This window comes from Sodalis sp. (in: enterobacteria) (genome assembly GCF_047607725.1).
Classification (GTDB): Bacteria; Pseudomonadota; Gammaproteobacteria; order Enterobacterales; family Enterobacteriaceae; genus JBLKSS01.
In genome coordinates this window covers 1-1,920 of record NZ_JBLKSS010000314.1, presented here as the reverse complement: position 1 = coordinate 1,920, position 1,920 = coordinate 1, and the positions used below count along the sequence as shown (strand labels likewise).

The following is a 1,920-nucleotide window of genomic DNA, read 5'->3' as shown; positions in this document are numbered from 1 at the left end:
CTTACCGAGCGTTATCAAGAGCCTACATGGCTTTCAATATGCGCGGCGATGCATAACTTAAATTGATTACGGTTGAATACCTCAGACGAATTAACATCACTATAGGGCTAACGATATTCATAGTAATAAAACGGCCCTCCTGGTGGCTTGCCGTAGTCAAACAAATCAAAAAGCCTTTGTCAAGAATAGCCCCCCTGTCATGATTAAACACTTTCGTCCTGAATCCCGAATGAATTTGATGGTCCAACCGGGAAGTATAATGAGATAATAAGGCGCGCCCGATGCGTGTTACCGTCAGCCATACCGCCGCAGGGGGGTTACCGCAAGCGGTAAAGTGGCATACAGCGTCCCCGGTCTTAGGGCGGCATAGGGGGATTGACCAACGGCACACTTGGCTACCGGCTATCAACGCAGAGGCGAGCGGCCTGGCTCGCGCTTGCCGCGGTCGGTAAGCGCGAACTCCGTGGATCAGGCGGGCTGTAGCGTGTTAAACGCGGCGCGGATCTCCCCTTCCGGCAAGCCTTCGCCGATAAAGACCATGATGCCGGTCCGAGGCTCCTCTTCCCGCCAACAGCGGTCCCAGTCGGTGCTATACAATCGCTGTACCCCTTGAAACAGAAGCCGTCGCGCCTCGCCCTCCACGACCAGAATACCTTTATAGCGCAGTAGCCGATCGGCATATTGCTCCAGCAGCCGCTCCATGACGGCGGACAGCGCGTCGAACGCCGGCGGCTCGGTCAGGGTAATCACCACGGAGCTGACGCCGGACGCCGGTAACGGCCGGGGCCAAAAGCGGGGCCGGGCAACCGGCAGACGATCGTTGAGCATAAACCCCTCAAGGGTGAACAGCTCGCGAACATCAATTTGGCCCTGTATGACCACCGACACCGGCGCACGGGCATTTATCCGCTGCAGCCGCGCGATCAGGTGTTCGCTGTCGCCGGCCACATCGGTCTTGGTCAGCAGCAGCCGATCGGCGAACCCGACCTGCGTCTGCGCCAGCAGATACTTGTCCAACTGCTGCTCCGCGTGCACCGCGTCCACCAGGGTAATGACGCCATCCAGCCTGAAACGCTCGGCCGGCAGCGGGTCGGCGAAGAAGGTCTGAATAATCGGTCCGGGATCCGCCATGCCGGTACACTCGATAATCACCCGGTTGAAGGCCAGCGTGCCGGCGTCTAGCCCTTGCAGCAAGGCGCGTAACGCCTCGGCCAGTTCGTTAGCGCTGGTGCAGCAAATACAGCCATTGCTAAACGTGGTCACCCGCGTGGCGCCCTCTTCCAGCAAACGGTCATCGATAGCCACCGCGCCGAACTCGTTTTCAATTACCGCAATCTGCTCGCCGTGTGGGGCGGTGAGGATGTGACGAAGCAGCGTGGTTTTGCCCGCGCCGAGGAAGCCCGTCAAGATAGTGGCGGGAATAGGATGATTCATGGAACGCTCCTGTCGTTTAGCAGCAGCGGAAGCCGCCCTTGCCGCTTCCGCCATAGCAGGCTTCCTGACGTTTCCGGAAGAATTTTTCATAGCTCATCGCCGGCGTATCGGGATGCTGCGTGCGCATGTGTTCGACATAATGATCATAGTCCGGGACGCCTACCAGCATTCTGGCGGCCTGCCCCAGGTATTTCCCCGCCTGGCCTAAATTTCCAAACATCGGCTGCCTCCTGATAATGCCCGCCGGCATCATGGCAGCACGACGCCGGCGGGGAATGGGATCGCTCGGGCGCGCGTGGCGCCGGGCAACGCGAGGTTAATGTCCGCCTGAGAGCTTCACGCCGCCCTCGGGCACCGGGATAAAGGTGGTTTCTTTGTCGCTGCGCTGCGGGCTTTGGCGCGCCCGTAGCGCCGTTTTGATGCCGTAAATGATAATGCTGTAGACCACCACCAAAAACAGGATGCTGAGACCGGCATTGGTATAAT

3 protein-coding genes are annotated in these 1,920 nt (G+C 59.0%); all 3 read right to left on the bottom strand.

The genetic code is table 11. The features are described 5' to 3' along the window. Positions 1-468: 468 nt before the first annotated feature. Positions 469-1,434 carry a GTPase gene (gene yjiA, locus ACMX3H_RS19020; protein ID WP_415211893.1) on the bottom strand — a complete coding sequence of 322 codons (966 nt, stop codon included), beginning with the start codon at positions 1,432-1,434 and terminating at the stop codon, positions 469-471. 16 nt (positions 1,435-1,450) lie between these two features. After that, positions 1,451-1,654 carry a YbdD/YjiX family protein gene (locus ACMX3H_RS19015; protein WP_415211892.1) on the bottom strand — a complete coding sequence of 68 codons (204 nt, stop codon included), beginning with the start codon at positions 1,652-1,654 and terminating at the stop codon, positions 1,451-1,453. A 96-nt stretch (positions 1,655-1,750) separates the two neighbouring features. Continuing rightward, positions 1,751-1,920 (bottom strand): hypothetical protein (locus ACMX3H_RS19010; RefSeq protein ID WP_415211894.1); only part of this gene is annotated, 170 nt, incomplete at its 5' end.

What these genes read in the sequence shown, in the direction of transcription:
- yjiA (WP_415211893.1), bottom strand. Translation starts at nt 1,434, where the DNA reads ATGAATCATCCTATTCCCGCCACTATCTTGACGGGCTTCCTCGGCGCG.
- ACMX3H_RS19015 (WP_415211892.1), bottom strand. Translation starts at nt 1,654, where the DNA reads ATGTTTGGAAATTTAGGCCAGGCGGGGAAATACCTGGGGCAGGCCGCC.